The 22264-nt window shown below is 68.8% G+C and carries 14 protein-coding genes; 7 read left to right on the top strand and 7 right to left on the bottom strand.

Annotated features, from left to right (window positions below; genetic code table 11):
• Positions 1-4: 4 nt before the first annotated feature.
• The 5 genes from BM070_RS11230 to BM070_RS11250 form a co-directional block, all read right to left on the bottom strand.
• Positions 5-586: a superoxide dismutase gene (locus BM070_RS11230; RefSeq protein ID WP_059400337.1), complete on the bottom strand. Its 582-nt coding sequence runs from the start codon at positions 584-586 to the stop codon at positions 5-7.
• A 74-nt stretch (positions 587-660) separates the two neighbouring features.
• On the bottom strand, positions 661-1242 hold the full coding sequence (locus BM070_RS11235; protein ID WP_059400338.1) for an acyloxyacyl hydrolase: 582 nt from the start codon (positions 1240-1242) through the stop codon (positions 661-663).
• A gap of 3 nt (positions 1243-1245) precedes the next feature.
• On the bottom strand, positions 1246-2751 hold the full coding sequence (locus BM070_RS11240; RefSeq protein ID WP_059400339.1) for an efflux transporter outer membrane subunit: 1506 nt from the start codon (positions 2749-2751) through the stop codon (positions 1246-1248).
• A gap of 7 nt (positions 2752-2758) precedes the next feature.
• Positions 2759-5836, bottom strand: coding sequence for an efflux RND transporter permease subunit (locus BM070_RS11245; RefSeq protein ID WP_059400340.1), 3078 nt, complete (start codon positions 5834-5836; stop codon positions 2759-2761).
• Between the two features lie 3 nt (positions 5837-5839).
• Positions 5840-6925, bottom strand: a complete 1086-nt coding sequence (locus BM070_RS11250) for an efflux RND transporter periplasmic adaptor subunit (RefSeq protein WP_245785187.1) — start codon at positions 6923-6925, stop codon at positions 5840-5842.
• 223 nt (positions 6926-7148) lie between these two features.
• Here BM070_RS11250 and BM070_RS11255 point away from each other — a divergent pair, with 223 nt between their 5' ends.
• Positions 7149-7937 (top strand): NAD(P)H-binding protein, encoded by a 789-nt coding sequence (locus BM070_RS11255; protein ID WP_059400342.1) that lies wholly within the window; start codon positions 7149-7151, stop codon positions 7935-7937.
• A 112-nt stretch (positions 7938-8049) separates the two neighbouring features.
• On the opposite strand, the gene BM070_RS11260 is transcribed toward BM070_RS11255, so the two are convergent.
• Positions 8050-10965, bottom strand: coding sequence for a Tn3-like element IS1071 family transposase (locus BM070_RS11260; protein ID WP_003049965.1), 2916 nt, complete (start codon positions 10963-10965; stop codon positions 8050-8052).
• Positions 10966-11137: 172 nt separating this feature from the next.
• Between BM070_RS11260 and BM070_RS11265 the strand changes: the two genes are divergently transcribed.
• Entirely contained in the window at positions 11138-11521 is a 384-nt protein-coding gene (locus BM070_RS11265) for an oxidoreductase C-terminal domain-containing protein (protein ID WP_175518476.1), read from the top strand.
• 93 nt (positions 11522-11614) lie between these two features.
• Here BM070_RS11265 and BM070_RS11270 read toward each other — a convergent pair whose 3' ends face one another.
• Positions 11615-12319: a TetR/AcrR family transcriptional regulator gene (locus tag BM070_RS11270; RefSeq protein WP_017404938.1), complete on the bottom strand. Its 705-nt coding sequence runs from the start codon at positions 12317-12319 to the stop codon at positions 11615-11617.
• A 134-nt stretch (positions 12320-12453) separates the two neighbouring features.
• Here BM070_RS11270 and BM070_RS11275 point away from each other — a divergent pair, with 134 nt between their 5' ends.
• From BM070_RS11275 to BM070_RS11295, 5 genes are all read left to right on the top strand, one after another.
• Positions 12454-14253 (top strand): acyl-CoA dehydrogenase, encoded by a 1800-nt coding sequence (locus BM070_RS11275; RefSeq protein WP_017404939.1) that lies wholly within the window; start codon positions 12454-12456, stop codon positions 14251-14253.
• 41 nt (positions 14254-14294) lie between these two features.
• Positions 14295-15482 (top strand): acetyl-CoA C-acyltransferase, encoded by a 1188-nt coding sequence (locus BM070_RS11280; RefSeq protein WP_059400371.1) that lies wholly within the window; start codon positions 14295-14297, stop codon positions 15480-15482.
• Positions 15479-16360, top strand: a complete 882-nt coding sequence (locus tag BM070_RS11285; RefSeq protein ID WP_059400372.1) for an SDR family oxidoreductase — start codon at positions 15479-15481, stop codon at positions 16358-16360. Before BM070_RS11280 ends, BM070_RS11285 begins: the two co-directional genes overlap by 4 nt.
• A gap of 269 nt (positions 16361-16629) precedes the next feature.
• A complete protein-coding gene (locus BM070_RS11290) occupies positions 16630-18732 on the top strand; it encodes a 3-hydroxyacyl-CoA dehydrogenase NAD-binding domain-containing protein (protein WP_059400373.1) in 2103 nt (700 codons plus the stop codon).
• Positions 18729-22187, top strand: coding sequence for an indolepyruvate ferredoxin oxidoreductase family protein (locus tag BM070_RS11295; protein ID WP_059400374.1), 3459 nt, complete (start codon positions 18729-18731; stop codon positions 22185-22187). Before BM070_RS11290 ends, BM070_RS11295 begins: the two co-directional genes overlap by 4 nt.
• The last annotated feature ends 77 nt before the right edge of the window (positions 22188-22264 follow it).

Genomic DNA, 22264 nt, shown 5'->3' on the forward strand with positions numbered 1-22264 from the left:
AGGCTCAGGCGAAATTGGCCTCGGCGAACTTCCAGTTCACCAGGTTGCCCAGGAAGGTTTCGACGAACTTCGGGCGCAGGTTGCGGTAGTCGATGTAGTAGGCGTGCTCCCACACGTCCACCGTCAGCAGAGCCTTGTCGGCCGTGGTCAGGGGCGTGCCGGCGGCGCCGGTGTTGACGATGTCCACGCTGCCATCGGCCTTCTTCACCAGCCAGGTCCAGCCCGAACCGAAGTTGCCCACGGCGGACTTCACAAAGGCTTCCTTGAAGGCGGCGTAGCTGCCCCACTTGGCGTTGATGGCTGCGGCCAGCGCGCCCGAAGGCTCACCGCCACCCTGGGGGGCCATGCAGTTCCAGAAGAAGGTGTGGTTCCAGATTTGCGCAGCGTTGTTGTAGATGCCGCCGCTCGACTTCTTGACGATCTCTTCGAGCGTCATGGATTCGAACTCGGTGCCCTTTTGCAGGTTGTTGAGGTTCACCACGTAGGCGTTGTGGTGCTTGCCGTGGTGGTACTCCAGCGTCTCCTGGCTGTAGTGCGGGGCCAGGGCGTCGATGGCGTAGGGCAGCGGGGGAAGGGTGTGTTCCATGGTGGGTTCCTTTCGGTGGGGTTGTGAAACTGTGGACGGGAAATTCTGCACCAGGCGTTGGCGAGGCTCGGTCTTCAGAAGCGCGCCGAGAGGCGCAGCAGAACGAGGTTCGCGCCGGGGTTGGGCTTCTTGATGCTGGCATTGGACACGTGGCGCGCGCGCAGCGATACCTCGTAGGCGCCGTCCCGGCCGAAGCGACAGCCCAGACCCAGCGCCTCGGTGAACTGGAAGGCCGTGCTGAAACGCTCCGTGCCCGCGGCGTAGACGTGGTCGAACACGGCGGCGCCCAGCCCAAGGTCCATGAACCAGCCCGACCCAACGCCGCCGATGGCGTGGCGCCAGACCAGCAGGCCCGCGAGGTGCGCGAAGGTCCGGTGGCCGCCCTCCATGCGCGAGGCACGCCAGGCGCCGAGGGAGACGTCCCCGTGCAGGGACATCGGTCCGGCGTTGCGCGCAAGCCAGTCGGGTGCCCGCACAGGCAGGAGCAGCCCCACCGAGGCGACCTCGGTGCGCTGCGAGCCTGCCGTGACGCCCATGTCCGTGTAGAAGCGGGCGGACGAGGGGCCCTCCGGCTGGGCGTGGGCTGCGGCGGGCGCGAGCCAGGCCGCGAGGGCCAGTGCCGCCGCGGCGCAGCGCTGTGGTGCGGCAGCCGCCATGGCTTACCTCGCCGCGAGGCCCGCGCTGGCCGTATCCGCGCCGTCGCCGGTGCCAGCGCCGCCCCGCTGCGCCAGCGCCTCGCCGCGCCAGCCGCCGCCCAGCGCGCGGAACAGGGTCGCCAGCGCGATCTGCCGCTGGGTCTGCACCTGCACCAGCGCCATCTGGCTGGCGAAATCGCTGCGCTGCGCGTCCAGGTAGCGCAGGTGATCGTCCGCGCCGCTGCGGTAGCGCGCTTCCGACAGCCGCAGCGACGCGGCGCTGGATCGCGCCAGCGCCTGCTGTGCCTGCTCTTCTCGCAGCAGGGTGTCCGTGGCCGCCAACGCGTCGGACACTTCGCGGAAGGCCGTCTGGATGGTCTGCTCGTAGGCTGCGACGGCGATGTCCTTGCGCACCTGGGCCAGGTCGAGGTTGGCGCTGTTGCGCCCGCCGTCGAAGATCGGCAGCGTGATCTGCGGCGCGAAGGACCACGCCCGCTGGCCCGACTCGAACAGGTTGGACAGCTCGGCGCTGGAGGTGCCGAACAAGCCGGTCAGCGAGATGCGCGGGAAGAACGCTGCGCGCGCCGCGCCGATGCTGGCATGGCGGCCCTGCAGGCGGTGCTCGGCGGCGCGGATGTCCGGGCGCAGCGCCAGCAGGTCTGACGGTGTGCCCGGCGCGAGGTCCTGCACCAGCAGCGTGCCGGTGTCCGGACGCGCCAGCAGCAGCGACCGCACATCGCTCACGCCGACCAGCAGTGCCAGGGCATTGCCTGCCTGGCGGAACTCGCGGTCGATGCGCTCCAGTTCCACGCGGACCTGCTGGGTCAGGCCGAGGGCTTCCTGGTAGTCCAGGTCGGTGGCCGCGCCCAGGGTGCGGCGCTGCTCGACCAGTTTGAGCGAGGCCGCGCGCGCTTCCAGGGTCTTGGTCGCGAGCAGGTAGTGCTGCTGTGCGCCGTCACGGCTCAGATAGGCCTGGATTACCTCGGCGACCAGGCTGATGCGCGCACTGCTCGCAGCCTCCTCGGTCGCGAGGTACTCCTGCAGGGCCGCCTCGGACAGGTCGCGCACGCGGCCGAACAGGTCGATCTCGAAGGACGCGAGCCCCACGCCGGCCTGGTAGCTGCTCTGCACGCTGGGCATGCCCGGCGCGCGCAGATCCTCCGGCACGCGCTGGCGCGCGCCGCCGCCTTCGGCCTGGATGCCCGGCAGGCGGTCCGCGCGCTGCACGCGGTATTGCGCGCGCGCCGCCTCGACGTTGAGCAGGGTCTGGCGCAGGTCGCGGTTGTTGGCCAGCGACAGGTCGATCAGCTTGCGCAGTGTCTCGTCGGTGACGAAGGTCTGCCAGTCAAGCGTGGCAGCGGCGGATGCTTGCGGGGCAGCCACAGCGCCTGGTTGCGACGCTTCTGCGCCGTCGGTCCACTGCCCGGGAATGGGGGCATCGGGCCGCTGGTAGGTCGGTGCCAGCGAGCAGCCCGCCAGCAGCAGCGCGGCCGCCAGCGCGCCCAGCGCGGACCGGGTCGGGGAAGGCATGAATGGATTACGCATGGTTCGGAACCTCCTCGGCCAGTTCGCGCTCGCGCTCGGACGCGGCCGCCGCGCGGTGGTCGCGGGCCAGCAGGGTGTAGATGGTGGGCAGCACGAACAGGGTGAACAGCGTGCCGATCAGCAGGCCGGCCACCACCACGATGCCGATGGAGTAGCGGCTGGCGGCACCAGCGCCACCGGCGAACAGCAGCGGGATCAACCCGGCGACCATCGCGGCGGTGGTCATCAGAACGGGCCGCATACGGATCATGGCCGACTTCAGCATGGCGTCGGTCGGGCTCAGGCCCTCGTGCTTCTGGATGTCGTTGGCGAAGGACACCATGAGAATGCCGTGCTTGGAGATCAGGCCGATCAGCGTCACCAATCCGATCTGGGTGTAGATGTTCATGGTGGCGTAGCCCAGCCACAACGGCAGCAGCGCACCGCAGATGGCCAGCGGCACCGTCACCAGAATCACCAGCGGGTCGCGGAAGCTCTCGTACTGCGCGGCCAGCACCAGGAAGATCACGATCAGCGCGAAGCCGAACGAGACTATCAGGCGGTTGCCTTCCTTGACGAACTGGCGGCTATCGGAGAGCCAGTCGACCTGAGAACCCGGCGGCAGCGGCTGCGCCTTGAGGAAGTCGACCGCCTGGCCCATGGTGACACCTGGCATCAACACCGCCGACAACGTGGCCGAGTTCATCTGGTTGAACTGTGGCAGTCGATTGGCCTGCGGTTGGACCTCCACATCGACCACGGTGGACAGCGGCACCAGCCGTCCTGACTCGGCGCGCACGTAGTACCCGGTCAGGTCGCCCGGCGCGCGGCGCTTGTCCTGCGGCACCTGGGCGATGACGTCGTAGGAGCGGTCGAACCAGTTGAAGCGGTTGATGTAGTTCTCGCCGACCAGGATCGCGAGCGTGTCGGCCACCGCGCTCATGGTCACGCCCATCTCGCCGGCCTTGCCGGCATTGATGGTCAGGCGCGCCTGCGGGCTGTCGAAGGCGAGGTCGCTGTCAACGAAGGCGAACAGGCCGCTGCCCCAGGCGGCGCCCTTGATGGCCTCCAGCGCGCCATAGAGCTCGCTGAACTCGGCCGGCGAGCGCAGCACCATCTGCACCGGCAGGCCGTCGCTGCCCGCCGGCAGGGCTGCCGGCTGGAAGGCGGTGACGAACGACCCGGTGATGCTCGCGCTGCGCGCGTTGAGCGCGCCCTCGACCTGCCTGGCCGTCATCTGGCGCTCTTGCCAGGGCTTGAGCACGATGCCGCCGAAGCCGACGTTCTGGCCGTTGTTGCCATTGACCATGAAACTGCTCTGGTAGTCGGGGAACTCCCGGAACACCTTCTCTACGGCCAGCCCGGTGCGCTCGGTGTAGTCCACGTTGGCGTACTGCGGCGACTTGGTCTGCACGAACACATAGCCCTGGTCTTCGCCCGGCGCCAGCTCGCGCTGCACGCCGAGGAACAGCACCACGATGCCGCCCAGCACCACGGCGCAAACGATCAGCACCGCGGCGCGGGCGTGCAGCACATGGGAGAGCAGCCGCCCGTAGGCGGTCGATAATTTGTGCATGGTGCGCTCGACGGCCTGGGCGAAGCGGCCCTCGTTCATCTGCGCATTGAGCATGTAGCTGCTCATCATCGGCGAGAGGGTCAGCGCCACCACGCCCGAGACGATCACCGCGCAGGCCAGCGTGAAGGCGAACTCCTTGAACAGCGCGCCGGTGATGCCGCCCATCATGCCGATGGGCGCATAGACGGCCGCAAGGGTGATGGTCATGCCGATGACCGGCCAGACGATCTCGCGCGCGCCGACGATGGCGGCCTTGGCCGGCGACAGCCCTTCCTCGATGTGCCGGTGGATGTTCTCCACCACCACGATGGCGTCGTCCACCACCAGGCCGATCGCCAGCACCATCGCCAGCAGGGTCAGCAGGTTGATCGAGAAGCCGAAGGCCAGCATCAGTGCGGCCGCACCCACCAGCGACAGCGGGATGGTGACGATGGGAATGATCACCGCGCGGAAGGTGCCCAGGAACAGGAAGATGACCACCACGACGATGACCACGGCTTCGAGCAGGGTCTTCATCACCTCGTCGATGGAGGCGTTGACGAAGCGGGCCATGTCGAAGACGTTGACCACCTTCATGCCCGGGGGGGCGGAGCGTTGCAGCTCGGGCAGCAGCGCATTGACGCCCGCGACGATCTCCAGGGGGTTGCCGTCCGGCGTGGGAGAGATCGACAGCGCGACGCTGCGCGCGCCACTGCTCAGGAAGCCGCTGTCGTAGTTCTGCCCGCCCAGCTCGACCGTGGCCACGTCGCCCAGGCGGACCACGCTGCCGGTGGCGCGCTTGATCACCAGGTCGCGGAAGTCCTGGATGCTGCGCATGTCGGTGGCGGCGGTGATCGGAATCAGGTTGTCCTGCCCGCGCAGCGCGCCCGGTGCGGCCTGCACGTTGTTGGCGCGCAGAGCGCCGGCGAGGTCGGCCGCGGTCAGGCCGCGCGCGGCCAGCTTGATGGGATCGACCCACAGGCGCATGGCGAACGTCTGCCCGCCGCCGGCGTCGGCCGACGCCACGCCGGACACCGAGGTGATCTGCGGTTGCGCCACGCGGGTGATGAAGTCGGTGATCTCGGGGATGGTCTGTTCGTCGCTGACGAAGGCCAGGTACTGCACGGCCGATACGCCGTCGGTGATCTTGTTGATCTGCGGGTCGAACGCGCCCTCGGGCAGCCGGTACTTGACTTGCTGCACCTTGGCCAGGACCTCGGTCATGGCACGGTCGGCATCGGCATTGAGCACCAGCTTGGCCTTGATCTCGCTCTTGCCGAGCGTCGAGGTCGAGGTCAGGTATTCGATGCCGTTGGCGCTGGCGATGGCCTGGGCGATCGGGGTGGTGACGAAGCCCTGCATCACCTCCTGCGAGGCGCCGGGGAAGTTGGTCGTGATCACGATGGTCGCGCTCTCCATCGCCGGGTACTGGCGCGTGGGCAGCGAGAACAGTGCGGCCAGGCCCGTCAGCAGGATCAGGGTGCTGAGCGTGATCGAGAGGATCGGCCGCTTGATGAACAGGTCGGTGAAGGTCATGGCTCACCTCCCGCCGGCGGATGCGGCGGCCGCGGCGGGTCTGTCCACCACGCGCAGGTCGGTGCCGGGGCGCACGCGCAGCTGCCCTTCGGTGATCACCACGTCGCCGGCCTTCAGGCCGCGCGCGATGACGACCTGGTCGCCGATGCGCCGCCCCACGACGATGGGCACGATCTCGGCCTTGCCGGTCTTCTCGGGGGTGAGCTCGCGTACCACGGCGGCGGCGTCGCCGGAGGCCGAGGTCATGACGGCCGAGACGGGCAGCGTCAGCGCGTCGGCCTCGGGGGGCAGGGCCACGGCCACGGTCGCGTACATGCCGGGCTGCAGCCTTCGGTCCTTGTTGTCCACCTCGGCCTGGATGGAGGCGTTTCGGGTGTCGCGGCCGACCTGAGGCTCGATCGCGCTGATGGTGGCCTGCACCGGCTCGGCGCCGGCCGTGTCGATGCGCACCTGCACCGGCTGGCCGACCTTGACCCGCGCCAGTTCCTGCTGGGGCACGTCGAAGTTGGCGTAGAGCCTGTTCAGGTCGGTCAGCGTCACCGCCGCCTCGCCCGGGTTGAGGTACTGGCCCAGATCGATGCGGCGCAGGCCCAGCTCGCCGTCGAACGGGGCGCGGATGCGCTTCTGCCGGATGCGTGCCTCCAGTTGCTGGACCTGCGCGGCGGTCTGGTCGCGCTCGGCCTGGCGCTGCTGCAGGATCTCGCGGGACTGGGCGCCAGTGGCGGCCAGCTCGCTGGCGCGCGCGAACTGCTGCTGGGCGAAGGCGGCCGCGGCCTTGACGGCGGCAAGGTCGGCCTGCTCCGGGCCGTCGTCGAGCTGGACCAGCACCGTGCCGGCCTTGACGCGCTGTCCGGGCTTGAAGGAAATCGCGGAGACCCGGCCCGCGACCTCGGCCGAGAGCGTCACCTGGCGCACCGCGCGCAGCTCGCCCAGGGCCTCCAGGCTGACCGGGGCGGCCTCGGCCTTGAGCGTGGTGGCCACCACGTCGATGGGACCGCCGCCGGCCCAACCCCCGCCGCCGGACAACCTGGCCGTGCGCCAGTACCAGAGGCCGCCGCCGATCAGGGCGATGACCACGACGGAGACCACGATCGCCTTCCATGGCGATCCTTTATGGGCAGATGCAGACGGCTGCCCGGCCGAATTTTCACTGACGCTCATTGGGACTGTCCCTCCGGATAAAAACCGACTAACAGTCGGTAACATGCGAATTATTCGACCGTCAGTCGGTTTTTGTCAATACAATCCCCATGCCGCACCCAAGGGTGCGGGCGCGCTTCCGAACCGCGTGCATCCATCAGGAGGTCTTGCCATGCCATATCCGTCGACCCGCCGCCTTCTCGTCACCGGCGCCACCACCCCCTTGGGCCGCCGGGTCGCGGAACTGCTGCTGCGCTCCGCAGAGGTGTCCGTGACCACGACCAGCCGCACCCCTGGCCAGCTCGCCGATCTCGCCGCGCGCGGCGCGCAGGTGCGCAGAGCCGACTTCGACGATCCCGCCTCGCTCGACGCTGCGTTCGCCGGTGCAGAGGGGCTGCTGCTGGTCCGTGCCGGTTTTCCCGGCACGGACGGCTTGCGCCGGCACCGCGCCGCCGTGGAGGCGGCCGTGCGTGCAGGGGTCCGGCACATCGCCTGTACCTCGGTCGTCTGCCCGGATCCCGCTTCGCCGCTCGGCCAGGAGCATGTGGCAGCGGAGGCGGCGATCGAGGGATGCGGCATCCCGTGCACCATCCTGCGCTTGGCTCCGCTGGCCGAGTCGCTCTTCTGCAGGATTCCCCTGGCGCTGCGGGTCGGCCATTGGCCGAGCTCGGCCGGTGCGGGGCGTGTGGCCTACGTGGCGCGCGACGACGCGGCCGCTGCGGCAGCTGCGGCCATGAATGCACGGATGGCGGAACGCCAGCGGCTGGACCTCACCGGGCCGGAGGCGCTCACGCCTGCCGAGGTCGTTGCCGCATGCAATGCGGTCTTCGGCGCCGGCATCGGCCTCGTGCCCCTGGACGACGGGTCGCTGGCCGGCGACCTGGCCGCCGCCGGGATGGCGGCGGCCCTCGTGAAGCAGGCGGTGGAGATGGGGTCTCCTCGTTTTCAGTGCAATAAGTGACGGTACGAAAAGCTAGCACTGGCGCGGAGGTGGTGTTGGTAGATCGTTGATTTCATTGACTTTCCTGTTCACTTTCAAATCTGCGATTCGTGGCGTCAAACCGTGGTCGGTTTCATCCATTGGTGCCAGTTATCGATGCATTTGGCCGCGAAGGCAGGATTTGGTCAGCATAGCGGTCAACCGGGAAGCGAAACACACCCCGCAAGTTGATGCTCTCCAGCCTGGTGGGCGCAATCTTCCCGATCAGTTCCGGTGGAATGACCTGGCGGCGGTTCGACCAGCGATCCAGGACCGCCTGCATCTGTGAGGTATTCCACGCCATCACGATGTTGGCCATCAGGCTCAACGCATCGGCCACAGCCTGCATTTCATCGACACGTTTGGCCTGCGCCGGGCTGATCCGGCCGGTATAAATGGCGCGCTTGAGGGCGTTAACAGCCTCGCCCCGATTGAGCACCCGGCGCAACTCGTTCCTGAAAGCGTCCTTGACAAAGTAGTCAGCCAAAAACGCCGTACGCAGCAACCGCCCCAATTGCACGCCAGCCTCATAGATTGGATCGCCCTGGGCGGCAGAACCGAACCGCGCAAGAGCTGCCACCGCACTGGCATGTCCGCTCATGACCGAGGCTGCCAGGTGCACCAGACTATCCCAATGCTTTTCGATCAAAGCGACGTCGACATTGGCTTCGCACACCGCAGCGATTTCTGCGGGCACTTTGGTGCCGCGTGGCACAAAGAGGTGGCGCTGTTTGAGTTCCTTCAACCGCGGGCAAAGATCAAAACCAAGCAAACGGGCATGTGACATGGCAAAGTCGGTGTAGCCATGGGTATCCACAGCAAGCTGGCTGGTCTCCAGCTTTTCTTGGCGGATGACACCTTCAATGGCCACGCCCGCCTGGCGCTCATTGAGCACAAAGGGCTGCGCATGGAAGATGCCCCACCGGTCTTTTACATGGGAGTAGATTCCAATGGAAGGTGTGTTGCGCCGAGGATCAAGCCGGGCTTGCCACACCCGTTTGGTGGTCTCCATGCTCATCATGTCAGAAGATGCCAAATCGGACCGCCCCCAGGTGGCGGCAATCGGGTGTCGCTGCATGAATTCCAGCACAGCCTGGCAGGCCTGGCTCAGACGCCGTTCGTCCCGCGCCCAGCGCATGGCCTGGCGAATGCTGGTGGCAGACAATTGCGGAATCATGCGCGCGCATTCGACCGCAGTCAGACTGGTGCCGTGGGCCATGATGCCGGCATAGACCATCAGCAGCTCGTCGGTAGAGCGCGGCTCACGTCCGAGCATGATCCAGCTAAAGCGCACCTGGGCGTCAACGGCCAGAATCACTTCCGGCAATTGAACCTCACCGATGCGGTGATCCAAAGCCGCGCGCAGCTTGGTCACTTCTGGGTCTTCGTCCTCTGCGGGCAATGGCGACAAATGGAGTTCATCATCCACGCGCAGTACGCCACTGCGGGCTGCAGCGGCCACCGCATCGACACCGGCAGTTACTCTGGCCAGCAAAGGCTTCAAGAAAGTGGCAGCCTTGCTGGGTAACGATAGACGGGCATAGTGTTTCTTGGACTCTGCCTGCCAACGCTCGTCCGTGAAGAACAAGCGCGCACGACCCCGAAAGCTCAGGCTGTGCTCAATCCAGACCGAGCCATTGCGCACCGCGCGGCGCAGGGCAAACAGGGTGGCCACCTCCAACGCCTGAAACGCCCGTTCCCGGTCTGGGCTGGAGATCGAAACCTGCCAGATCATTCCCAGACTTGGTGCCACCACTTCAACTGGCAGCTTTCTGGATCCTTTGAGATATAAAGCTTGCAGCTTGGCAAGGTACTCGATGGCAGGATGCTCGCCGGTGGCCTGCCAGGGCAGCTTTGCAATGGCGACGAGCAACGACCGCACGGGGCGAATTCCATCAATCAATCCCTCGCGGACCAGGGAGGCCCTGCTCGGTGGTTTGCGTTTCTGGGTTTCGGTGATCAAGGCTTCAAGACGGGCACGCAACTCAGCATCTGGCACCGCACCTTGCGCGCTCAAGGCAACAAGTTCGCCGAGCAGCGTTTTGTACATTGCGGCCCAATTGACGGTAGCGGGGACATCGGCGGCAGCCTGACGCCACAGATCGGCGATCCGGCGCTGCACCATAAGGATCAACTGGTCTGTGGTGGTGAACAGGCAATACCGAAGAAAGCATGCGACCTCCACGGTGCGCGCTGGCTCTTTGATCTTGGCTCCGGCTGAGGGCGGCCTGGAGACAAGTCGGCGCGCGTAGCGGCGCAAGATGAGATCGGGGATGTCTGCCAGGTGCTTATGAACGTCCAGCGTGTAAAGCAGGTCGATGCGCTCCAGTACCTCGCTGATTTGGCGGGTTGAGTGTTTCGCCGGTGCAGCCCATAGCCAACTCTGCTGGGTTTGTCCATCTGGGCGCAGCTCTGAAACTGAGGCTCGCCAGCGATCAAGTGTTGCTGGATCAACGCTGGCGGCGATGGCGGTGCCTGTTTCAACTTCAAGCTGGGCAAGTGCCGCCGCAATCAGTGTCCGAATTGCCCGCTCGTGCACGATCACCAGCTTGTTCTTGTACAGCCATTGACGCGCCCGCACGAGTAGCTGATCGCGGTCGGCGCAGCGCGCCACTTCGTCGCGCAGTTCACGTACCAGTGAGCGGCGCTGGTGCTCGCTCATCCACTGGAATCCAAGGACCGTGCAGGCTACTTGTTGGTGATCGAATAGCGTGCGCCCGCGTTCATACATGGCTCTCAGCGAGGCGACTTCTGGTGCTGCAATGCCAAGCTCGTTGCCAAGGTGGCGCCACAAGGCTACTGGAATTACCCGAAAGGCACCGAGCAAACGCCCACTCATGCGCAGGAAACCAATATGGAGCGCCAGACCAAGCTTGTGGGAATCACCTCGGCGTGCATTGATTGCGTCGCGCTCGGCACCATCGAAGGTGAAAAATGCCTTCATCTCGAAGTCGCTGATATCGCGGGGGAGCCCACGCATCCCCAAAAACGTTGTGTGCCAACCCTGCATCGTGAACCTCAAAAGTGGGAGGCCACCATACCCGTTTACAAAGCGAACAGGAAAGTCAATGAAATCAACGGTCTACCCAGACCACCCCCGCGCCAGTGCTAGCTTTGCGTACCGTCACTTATTGCACTGAAAACGAGGAGACCCCGACCCAGACATCTATGCCGCGGGCGACGTGGCCAACCAGCCGAACACCTGGGCGGGCGGCCGTCTGCGATGCGAGTCGTGGGCCAATGCCCAGAATCAGGCCATCGCCGTGGGCAAGGCCATTGCCGGCGGCGAGGTGGCGTACGACGAGATTCCGTGGTTCTGGTCGGATCAGTACGACCTGAACCTGCAGGTGCTCGGCGTGCCGTCGAACGAGCTCGAGGGCACCCTGCGCGGCTCCGCCGAGGAGGGGGCGTTCTCCGTGTTCCAGATCTCTGAGGGCAGGCTGCGCAGCGTGCTGTCGGTGAACGTGCCGCGCGACATCAAGGTGGCCAAGCGCTGGCTCAAGCAGGGGACCTGCCCGCCGCCGGAGGTCCTCGCCGACCGCACGGTCCGCCTGGACAAGCTCTGAGCGGGCTGCTCGCGGGGCGGCCCGGTGCCGCTGCCGCCTGCAGCCCGGCCACTGGGCGCGTGCGCAGGAGGGATCGGCGCGGGAGCGCCGACGCTATTCGACCCGCAGCTGCGCGGCGACCATCGCGCTCAGGCTGTTCGCGAACTCATCCACGCTGATCTTCTCGGCCCGGTACTTCCAGCGCTTGACGTACCAGTCCTGGATGACGCTCTGCAGGTGCGCCGCCAGCAGGAAGGCTTCCCGGTCGCCCATCTCGCGCACCTGCCGGATCTGCCGCGCCATGGCGGCCTGGAAATCCACCTCGGCGGCCCTGGCCACCTTGCGCTGATCAGCCTCGAGCACGCGCGACTCCATGTACACGAAATAGAACCACGGCTGCAGCAGCTCGGACATGAAGACGTGCGCCCGCAGGCTGCTGTCCAGACGCACCAGCGGCGCCAGAGACGCCTCGTCGAACCAGCGAGGGATCTCGCCGCCGATGTGCCGGATCAGGTCCTCGACCATGGCGGCCAGGGCGTCCTTGCTCTGCAGGTAGCCGTAGAGCCCGCCCATGGACAGGCCGGTGGCCTTGGACAGGTCCCGCAGCGTCATCGCGCCGAAGCCCACCTGGTTGGCCAGCTGGAAGGAGGCCTCGAAGATGGCCCGCAGATTGGCCAGCGCCACCGGCACGCGCTTGACCGTGATGGCGTGCGCGTTGCGCGCGTACACCAGCTCCCACAGCGTGTCGGGCGGGATGGGGTTGATCCGCTTGAACTGTGCGAAGGTGAATCGGGGCTCGAGACCGAGGGACAGGGGCATGGCGGGAAGGCGTGGACGCGGTCGGGTGGGGGGCGGGGCAGGTTGCCCGAATTGACCGCCGGTCGGGAATGATTGTAAACTCCCTCAAAAACCGAGCGAGCGCTCGGTGTTTATTTCGAGCGAGACAACCCCACATGGCCACTGCCACCATCAGCGAGCGCGAGCTCGCCTTCCTGCTTTACGAAGTCCTGGACACCGCGGGCCTGCTGCGGCGCGAGCGCTATGCCGAGCACTCGCGCGAGGTCTTCGACGCCACGCTGGAGACGGCGCGCCAGCTGGCCGAGGATTTGCTGGCGCCGCATCTGCGCGAGGGCGACGAGAACGAGCCACAGTTCGAGAATGGCCGGGCCCGCCTCGTCGCGCCGACCCGCGCGGCGTGGCAGGCCATCGCGGATGCCGGGTTCCTCAGTGCGCACTGGGAGCAGGCCGAGGGCGGGCTGCAGCTGCCGGAGGTCGTGCTGCGCGCGGCGATGAGCGCCTTCTACGCGGCCAACGTCGGCACGGCGGCCTATGCGATGCTGACGATCGGCGCGGCCAATCTGCTGCGCACCTTCGGCAGCCCACAGCTCCGGGCCCGCTACCTCGCGCCGCTGGGCGACGGCCGCTTCGCCGGCACGATGGCATTGACCGAGCCGTCGCAGGGTTCCGCCCTGGGCGACATCAAGACCTACGCCGTGCCCCAGGCCGATGGGAGCTACCGCGTTTTCGGCCAGAAGATGTTCATCTCCGGCGGCGAGCAGGACCTCACCGAGAACATCGTGCACATGGTGCTCGCGCGCATCCAGGGCGCGCCGCCCGGCGTCAAGGGCATCTCGCTGTTCCTGGTGCCCAAGATCCTGCCCGGCGAGCACGGGGCGGCGGACACGCCGAACGACGTGGCGCTGGCCGGGCTGCTGCACAAGATGGGCTGGCGCAACACCACCTCCACCGTGCTGTCCTTCGGGGAGAAGGGCGGCGCGGTGGGCTGGCTGGTCGGCCGCGAGCACCAGGGCCTGGCCCACATGTTCCAGCTGATGAACGAGGCGCGCATCGGCGTCGGCGTCATGTCCGCCAGCATCGCCTGGCGCGGCTTCAGCGAGTCGCTGGCCTACGCGCGCGAGCGGCCGCAGGGCCGCCTGCCGTCGAACAAGGATCCGCTGTCGCCGCAGGTCAAGCTGGTCGAGCACTCCGACGTGCGCCGGATGCTGCTGGTGCAGAAGGCCTACGCCGAGGGCAGCCTGGCCCTGTGCCTGTACGCCTGCAGCCTGTTCGAGGACCAGCACACCCATCCGGAGCCGCCGGCGCGCGCAGCGGCCGGCCGGCTGCTCGACGTCCTCACGCCGGTCGTGAAGTCCTGGCCTGCGCGCTACGGCGCGGCGGCCAACGACCTGGCCATTCAGGTGCTCGGCGGCGCGGGCTACACGCGCGACTACCCGCTGGAGCAGCTGTACCGCGACCAGCGCCTGAACATGATCCACGAGGGGACCGAGGCCATCCACGGCATCGATCTGCTCGGCCGCAAGGTGCTGGCGGAGCAGGGCGCGGGGCTGCGCCTGTTCGTCGACACCGTGCGCCAGGACGCCGGGCGCGCCTCCGAGGCGGGCCTGGGCGACGAGGCGGCGGCCCTGTGCGCGGCGCTGGACCGCCTGGTGGAGGTCAGCGCGGGGCTCGCCGCGCTGCAGCGCAGCGAGCCCGACCTCGGCCTGGCCAACGCCACGCTGTACCTCGACGCGTTCGGGCGCGTGACGCTGGCCTGGATCTGGCTGCTGCAGGGGCGGGCGGCGGCGCGCGCGCTGCCGGCCGCCAGCGGGGAGGCCGCCGACCACTACCGCGGCAAGCTGCAGGCCATGCGCTACTTCTTCCAGTGGGAGCTGCCGCAGACGCACGCCCAGTGGGCGTTGCTCGCGCGTGCCGACCGCTGCGCCTACGACATGCGCGACGCGTGGTTCATCTGAAGCCGCGACGCATTCCCTTTCCATCTCCACCGCAGGACCTTATGAGCCAGGCCGTCATCGTTTCCGTCGCGCGCACCCCCATCGGGCGCGCCTACAAAGGGGCATTCAATGCCATCAAGTCGCCCACGCTGCTGGGCCATGCCATCGGGCACGCCGTCGCGCGCGCCGGCGCCGGCCCGGACGAGGTCGACGACGTCGTCGTGGGCACGGTGCTGGGCGCCGGCACGGCCGGCATGAACCTGGCGCGCAACGCCGCGCTCGCGGCCGGGCTGGGCGTGGCGGTGAGCGGCCAGACCCTGGACCGCCAGTGCGCTTCCGGGCTCATGGCGGTGGCGACGGCCGCCAAGCAGATCATCGTGGACGGCATGCGGGTCGTGGTCGCGGGCGGCCAGGAAAACATCTCCGCGGTGCAGAAGGGCTACTTCGACTGGGCCTCGGCGGAGGCGGACCCCGCCGTCCAGGCCAAGGTGCCGCACGCCTACATGCCCATGCTGCAGACGGCGGAGTTCGTCGCCAGGAAGTACGGGATCGGCCGCGAGGCGCAGGACCTGTACGCGCTGCAATCGCAGCAGCGCACGGCGGCGGCCCAGCAGGCTGGACGCTTCGACGCCGAGATCGTGCCCCTGCCGTCGCGCATGGCCGTGGTCGACAAGGAGACCCAGGCCGTCAGCCACCGCGACGTGACCCTGGCCCAGGACGAGGGCAACCGCCCGGAGACCACGCTCGAGAGCCTGGCCGCGCTCAAGCCCGTGATCGAGGGCGGCAGCGTCACGGCGGGCAATGCCAGCCAGCTCTCCGATGGCGCCGCCGCCTGCGTGCTGATGGACGATGCGCTCGCGGCGCAGCGCGGCCTGAAGCCCCTGGGCATCTACCGGGGCATCGCGGTGGCCGGCGTGGCGCCGGAGGAGATGGGCATCGGGCCCGTGCTGGCGGTGCCCAAGCTGCTGCGCCAGCACGGCCTCACCGTCGACGACATCGGCCTGTGGGAGCTGAACGAGGCCTTCGCCTGCCAGGCGCTGTACTGCCGCGACCGGCTGGGCATCGACCCGGAGCGCTTCAACGTCAACGGGGGCGGTATCTCCGTGGGGCATCCCTACGGGATGAGCGGCGCGCGGCTCGTGGGCCACGCGCTGATCGAGGGGCGCAGGCGCGGCGCGCGCTATGTGGTGGTGACGATGTGTGTGGGCGGCGGCATGGGCGCGGCCGGACTTTTCGAGGTGGTGGCATGAACGGAATCAAGAACTCCCTGGCGGGCAAGACCCTCTTCATCACCGGCGCGAGCCGGGGCATCGGCCTGGAGATCGCGCTGCGGGCCGCGCGCGACGGCGCCAACGTGGTCATCGCGGCCAAGACCACCGAGCCGCACCCCAAGCTGCCGGGCACCATCTACACGGCCGCCGAAGCGGTCGAGCAGGCCGGGGGCAAGGCCCTGGCGCTCGTGCTGGACGTGCGCGACGAGGAGCGGGTCAAGGCGGCCGTGGCGCAGGCGGCCGAGCACTTCGGCGGCATCGACGCCTGCATCAACAACGCGTCGGCGATCAACCTGGCCAAGTCCGAGGACATCGACCTCAAGCGCTTCGACCTGATCCAGCAGATCAACATGCGCGGCACCTTCGTGACCTCGCGGGCCTGCATCCCCTACCTGCGCCAGAGCAGCAACCCCCACATCCTCGCGCTGTCGCCGCCCTTGACCCTGCGCGCCGACTGGTTCGCGCAGCACCTGCCCTACACGATGTCCAAGTACGGCATGTCGATGGTGATGTTCGGGCTGGCCGAGGAACTGCGCGAGGCCTGCATCGCCTGCAACGCGCTGTGGCCGCGCACGACCGTGGCCACGTCGGCGGTGGAGTTCGCGCTCGGCGGCGACGCGATGCTGCGGCAGTCGCGCAACCCGCAGATCATGGCCGACGCCGCCCACGCCATCCTATGCCGGCCCGCGCGCGCCTACACCGGGAATTTCGTGCTGGACGACGACGTGCTGGCCGAGGAGGGCGTGACCGATTTCGATCGCTACCGCAACGATCCGGCCAGCGCGCTGCTGCCCGACATCTTCGTGGACCCCGAGGCGCCGCTGCCGCCGGGATCGAGCTACGCCCCGGCGTCCTGACGCGCGCCGGGCGACCGGCGACTGCGCGTTAGTGCCTATTCCGGTCCGCGCGCAGATGCAGGATAATGAGCACGATTATAAATAGTCGTGCTCAATTTACATGGGGAGACGAAACAGCTTCCGCGGGCGACGCCGGCGGCCAACGGGCCGGGCGTTCGCCCCCGCAGGAGCGTGGTGACCGGGCCGTCCGCCCGGGCCGGTGGCGTCTCCGTACCGAACGCGAGATTCTCGAACAACACCCACGCCCGGACCGCTCCACGTCTTCCGCCATGACCTCTCCCATCACCTTCTCCCGCGACGGCCGCATCGGCCTGGTCGAGATCCACAATCCTCCGGTCAACGCCCTGTCCATCCCCGTCGTCGACGGGCTGGCATCCGCACTGGAGCAGTTCGAGGCGACCCCCGACCTGGACGCGCTCGTGCTGTACGGCCGCGGGCGCACCTGGGTGGCCGGCGCCGACATCACGGCCCTCGAGCAGCCCGGTTTCCCGACGGCGCGCTTCAACACCTTCCTGGCCCGCCTCGAGGCGCAGGCGCGCCCCGTGGTCGTGGCGTTGCACGGCACGGTGCTCGGCGGCGGCCTGGAGCTGGCCATGGCCTGCCACCACCGCGTGGCGCAGCCCCAGACGCGCCTGGGCCTTCCCGAGGTGAAGATCGGCATCATTCCGGGCTCCCTGGGCACCCAGCGCCTGCCCCGGCTCGCCGGGGCCGAGCTTGCGCTGGAGCTGATCTCGAGCGGGCGCATGATCGGCGCGGCGCAGGCGGCCTCGGCCGGACTGGTGGACGCGATCGCCGAGGGCGAGCCGCGCGCCATCGGGCTGGCCGCGGCCCGGGCCGTGCTCGCGGCGGGCGCGCCGCTGCGCCGCGCCAGCACGCTGACCGCCGCGCCGGCCTCCGCCGAGGCGCTGGACCGGGCGGAGGCGGCCGCCGCGAAGAAGCCCGGCTGGCCGCAGCTCGCCGCCGCCGTGCGCTGCGTGCGCGCGGCCCAGGAACTGCCGTTCGCGCAGGGCGCGGCGGTCGAGGCGGCCGAGTTCGAGCAACTGGTGCCCTCGCCCTCTGCGCGCGCGCTGCGCCACCTGTTCTTCGCCGAGCGCGAGGCGATGAAGATCCCCGGCCTGCCGCGCGACACGGCGTTGCGCCCCGTCCGCAAGGTCGGCATCGTCGGCGCCGGCACGATGGGCGGCGGTATCGCGATGAACTTCGCCAACGCCGGTATCCCCACGGTCGTCGTGGAAGTCTCCGACGAGGCCCTGCAGCGCGGCCTGGGGCTGGTGCGCAGGAACTACGAGGCCAGCGCCGCCAAGGGGCGGCTCACGCGCGAGCAGGTCGACCAGCGCATGGCGCTGCTGCAGGGCGCCCTCGACTACGCCGCTCTGGGCGACTGCGACCTGGTCATCGAGGCGGTGTTCGAGGACCTCGCCCTCAAGACCGAGGTCTGCGCCAGGCTGGGCGCGGCCGTCAAGCCGGGCGCCATCATCGCCACCAACACCTCCACGCTGGACGTGGACGCGCTCGCGCGCGCCACCGGCCGCCCGGCCGACGTGGTGGGAATGCACTTCTTCAGCCCGGCCAACGTGATGCGGCTGCTGGAGGTGGTGCGCGGCGCGGCCACCGCGCCGGACGTGCTGGCCACCGTGATGAAGCTGGCCTCCACGATCGGGAAGGTGCCGGTGGTCTCGGGCGTCTGCTACGGCTTCATTGGCAACCGCATGGCCGAGGTGTACATGCGCGAGGCGGAGTTCCTGATCCTGGAGGGCGCCGAGCCGGCGCAGGTGGACGCGGCCGTGGAGGCCCTGGGCATGGCCATGGGGCCGTGCCGCATGCTCGACATGGCCGGCGTGGATGTCGGCGCCCGCACCGTCATCGAGTACGGCAAGGCTGGCGGGCTACCGCCGGATCCGAGCTACCGGGCGCTGGTGCGCAAGCTGTTCGAACTCGGCCGCTTCGGCCAGAAGACCGGCGCCGGCTACTACCGCTACGAGGGGCGCAGTCCGCTGCCCGACCCGCAGGTGACCGCGATCGCCGCGGCGCTGGCCGCGGAACACGGTATCGCGCGGCGCGAGCGCATCGGGCCCGAGGAAATCGTCGAGCGCCTGATGTACCCGCTGATCAACGAGGGCCTGAAGATCCTCGACGAGGGCATCGCCTACCGGCCCGGCGACATCGACGTGGTGTGGGTGGCGGGCTATGGCTTCCCCGACCACCGCGGCGGGCCGATGTGGATGGCCGGGGAGATCGGGCTGGACGTCATCGCCGGCCGCCTGGCGCACTACGCCGCGCAGCGCGGCAACCCCTACGGCTATTGGACGCCGGCCCGGCGGCTGGCGGCCGCCATCGCCGGCGTAGCCCACGAGACACAGGAGACACCATGAAGATTTCATCGACCTTGCAGGAGGTCCAGCCGGACCGCTATGGACAGGAGGCGGACAGCGCCCTCCTGTCGGGCACGGAGGCCCTGGCGCGGCTGCCGCTGGAGCAGCGCTGGCGCGACCGGGCCGCCGGCCTCAACACCGGGGGCTTCATCTCAGGCTACCGCGGCTCGCCGCTGGCCACCTACGACATGGAGCTGCTGCGCCTGAAGGACCGGCTCGAGGCGGAGAACATCAAGTTCCAGCCGGGCGTCAACGAGGACCTCGCGGCGACGGCCGTGTGGGGCACGCAGTTCGTCCAGCTGTATCCCGGCGCCAAGGTCGACGGCGTGTTCGGCATCTGGTACGGCAAGAGCCCGGGCGTGGACCGCAGCGGCGACGCCCTGATGCATGCCAACACCGCGGGCACGGCGCCGCTCGGCGGCGCCATCGCGCTGGTCGGCGACGACCACGCCGCCAAGTCCTCGTCGCGCTCCGCGCAGTCCGACCTGCAGCTCAAGGCCCTCGGGCTGCCTATCCTGTATCCCTGCAACACGCAGGAGATCCTGGACTACGGCCTGCACGCCATCGCGATGAGCCGCTACGCCGGCTGCTGGGCATCGCTGAAGCTCGTCACCGACGTCGTTGAGACGACCAGTGTCGTCGACGTGCGCCCCGCGCGCCTGCAGGTCGCCCTGCCGCCGCTGCCCACCGACCCGCCTGCAGGCCTGCACATCAAGCGCAACGAGCCGCCCCTCGAGATGGAGGCGCGCCTGTACGAGCACCGCATTCCCGCGGCGCTCACCTATGCGCGGGCCAATGGCCTGAACCAGATCCGGCTTCAACCGAAGCAGCCGCGCCTGGGCATCGTCTCGGCCGGCAAGAGCTGGAGCGACGTCCGCGCGGCGCTGGCGCTCCTCGGGCTGGACGATGCCGGGGCGGAAGCGGCCGGCCTGCGCCTGCTCAAGCTCGGGCTGATCTGGCCGGTCGATCCGCAGATCACCGCCGAGTTCGTCCAGGGCCTGGAGGCCGTGCTGGTCATCGAGGAAAAGCGTCCCTTCATCGAAGAGCAGCTGCGCGCCATCCTGCAGGAGCTGGGGGGCGGCGCGCAGGTGCGCGTGGTCGGCAAGGCGATGCCGCCCGGCATGGGACGGCCCGAGCCCGGGCAGCTGCCGATCTCCGGCGAGCTCTCGCCCCAGATCGTCGCGCGCTCGATCGCGCTGCTCGCGGGCATTCCGTCCACCGACGCCGTGCAGATGGCGCCGGCCTCACCGGGCCCGGTGCGCATGCCCAACTTCTGCTCGGGCTGTCCGCACAACACGTCCACCGTGGTGCCCGAGGGCAGCCGGGCGATGCCCGGCATCGGCTGCCACGGCATGGCGATGTGGATCCGCCCGGAGACCACGGGCACGGTCACGCACATGGGCGGCGAGGGGATGTTCTGGGTCGGCCAGTCGTCCTTCACCGACGAGCGGCATGTCTTCGTGAACATCGGCGACGGCACCTTCTACCACTCGGGCAGCCTGGCGCTGCGCCAGGCGGTGGCGGCGCGCGTGCGCGTGACCTACAAGGTCCTGTACAACGGCTACGTCTCGATGACCGGCGGACAGCACCACGATGGCGACGTCACCGTGGCCCGGATCATCGACATCGCGCGCGCCGAAGGCGTGGGCCGCATCGTCGTGGTCACCGACGACACCGGACGCTACGACGGGGTGACGCTGCCCGATGGCGTGACGCTGCGCCCGCGCGTCGAGCTCGATGCGGTGCAGCGCGAGCTGCGCGAGTTCGACGGCGTGTCGGTGCTGGTCTATGACCAGGCCTGCGCCACGGAGCTGCGCCGGCTGCGCAAGCGCAAGAAGGCGCCCGACCCCGACAAGCGCACCTTCATCAACGCCGAGGTCTGCGAAGGCTGCGGCGACTGCGGCGTCAAATCCAACTGCATGTCGGTCGAACCGCTGGAGACCGAGCTCGGCCGCAAGCGGCGGATCAACCAGTCCAGCTGCAACAAGGACTTCTCCTGCGTGGAAGGCTTCTGCCCGAGCTTCGTCACCGTCCACGGCGGGCAACTCAGGCGCCCGGCGCGCGGCGGGGCCGCCGGTGGCGACTGGCCGGCGCTGCCGGAGCCGACGCTGCGCGGCGTGGAGGGCGGCTACAACGTCCTGCTGGCCGGCATCGGCGGCACGGGCATCGTGACCGTGGGCACGGTCCTGGGGCAGGCGGCCCAGCTCGACGGCCTGGCCACCAGCCTCCTGGACCTGACCGGCCTGGCGCAGAAGTACGGCGCCGTGATGACGCACCTGCGCTTCGCGACCGATGCGGCCGCGATCCCGAGTTCGCGCCTCACGGTCGGCGAGGCCGACGCGGTGATCGGCTGCGACCTGATCGTGACGGCGAGCCAGGAGGCCTTGTCCAAGGTCGCCGCCGAGCGCAGCTTCGTCGTCGTGAACACGGCGGTGAACCCCACCGGCGAGTTCACCAAGTCCCCCGACTGGGATCCGCACGCCGAGCAGTTGCTCAACCGCCTCGGCGAGCGCACCCAGGGCCATCTGCACGCGCTCGACGCGAGCCGCCTGGCCACCACCCTCATGGGCGATGCGATCGCCATCAACATGTTCCTGGTCGGCTTCGCGTGGCAGCACGGCCGCATCCCGGTGACGCTGGCGGCGCTGCAGCGGGCGATCGAGCTCAACGGCGTCGAGGTCGATTTCAACCGCCAGAGCTTCGAGTGGGGCCGGCGCGCCGCCGTGGACCTCAAGGCGGTCGAGCGCGCCGCGGCCAAGGCCTCGGATGGCCAGGTCATCCAGTTCGCGCCGCGGCCGCTGCAGCGCGTGGAAGACATTGTGGAGGACCGCAGCCGCCGCCTGACCGACTACCAGAACAGCGCCTACGCGCAACGCTACCGCGATCGGGTGGCCAAGGTGCAGCGCAAGGACGCGGCCATCGGCGCCAACGGCCGCCTGGCGCGCGCGGCCGCGCGCTACTACTACAAGCTGCTGGCCGAGAAGGACGAGTTCGAGGTCGCCCGCCTGTACAGCGCGCCGGAGTTCCGGCGCTCGATCGAGGCGCAGTTCGAGGGCGACTACAAGCTGCACTTCCACCTGGGGGCCTGGCCGTTCGGCCGGCGTGACGCCGAGGGCCACTGGCACAAGCGCGAGGTGGGACCCTGGATGCTGTCGGCCATGGGCGTGCTGCAGCGGCTGCGTGGCTTGCGCAACACCTGGCTCGATCCCTTCCGCCGCACGCCGGAGCGCAAGCTGGCCCTGGGCCTGCTCGCGCGCTACGAGGCGGATCTCGATCTGATCCTCGGGCAGGCGGCGCCGGAGACGGCTGATGCGGCGGTCGAACTCGCGGCGCTGCCCGAACGGATTCGCGGCTACGGCCATGTGCGCCAGGCGCACGCGGACAAGGTCGAAGGAGTGCGGGCGGAGCTGCGCGAGCGCCTGGCTCGCCAAGGGGCGGAGCAGCTGGCGGCCTGACGCGCACCGGGCCGGAGCGTGTCTCCGGCCCACCCAGGCGCCCCGGAGAGGGCGCACTGAGTAAGTAGAACAAAACG

Origin of the sequence: Paracidovorax wautersii (assembly GCF_900113035.1) — a bacterium.
Lineage (GTDB): Bacteria > Pseudomonadota > Gammaproteobacteria > Burkholderiales > Burkholderiaceae_C > Paracidovorax > Paracidovorax wautersii.